Origin of the sequence: Pseudohalocynthiibacter aestuariivivens, from assembly GCF_018457175.1 — a bacterium.
In the GTDB taxonomy this organism is placed as follows: Bacteria; Pseudomonadota; Alphaproteobacteria; order Rhodobacterales; family Rhodobacteraceae; genus Pseudohalocynthiibacter; species Pseudohalocynthiibacter aestuariivivens.
The window spans coordinates 1-759 of the sequence record NZ_JAGFNU010000042.1 but is presented as its reverse complement, the minus strand read 5'-3'; the positions used below and the strand labels follow the sequence as shown (position 1 = coordinate 759).

Genomic DNA, 759 nt, shown 5'->3' with positions numbered 1-759 from the left:
GCGAATGGAGACCTGCCTGAACTGCCAACGGATGCAGAAGAGGTCATCTTCGATCTTTGCGATCAGCTGTTGTTCCTACATACGAAGATTTTGCGCCATTCGCGGCATATGACGCAGATTGCCAAGCGGGAGAAACGCGTTGCACTGTTGCGAACGATACCCGGCGTCGGCCCGATCACAGCGTCAGCAATTGTTGCCACGGTCGGCAGCGGCAAGCAGTTCAACAATGGCAGAGAGTTTGCCGCCTGGTTGGGGCTGACACCGCTTAACAAATCAAGTGGTGGGAAAAGACGCATAGGCCACATCTCGAAGATAGGAGATCAATACATACGCCGTTTGTTGGTCCTGGGCATGACGTCCCGCATTCGGTCGATCAGGTCGGAGCCAAAAAAGTTTGATCCGTGGTTTGCAGACATCCTATCACGCAAGCCAAGCAGAGTGGCCGCAATTGCCATGGCCAACAAAACCGCCCGTATGATCTGGGCCGTGCTGATGCGAAATGAGCGCTACAAAGTGAGGATCGTTTGAACTCAACGACCTGAAACAAGAGTATGCAAGACCAATGAAGTGATGGAACTTTGTCAGCCCTAAAACCAAGAGGCCCCGTGCTTTGTCCTGAACGCTTGCTGTTCGATGTGCGGAATGGGACTTGGTTGGTGGAAACCATCAGGGCCAGCGGCCATGTGCGTCGCGCTAAGAGGCCGAACACAAGACTGCTTCTGACAAAACGCCAAGCACAAAATTGTACTTGCAAAAAGG

General features: G+C 52.8%; 1 protein-coding gene. It reads left to right on the top strand.

What is annotated here, in order from left to right; all coding sequences use genetic code 11:
• Positions 1–69 precede the first annotated feature (69 nt).
• Complete coding sequence (locus J4E70_RS19230; protein ID WP_425516558.1) at positions 70–528, top strand: IS110 family RNA-guided transposase; 459 nt, start codon at positions 70–72, stop codon at positions 526–528.
• Positions 529–759: the final 231 nt, after the last annotated feature.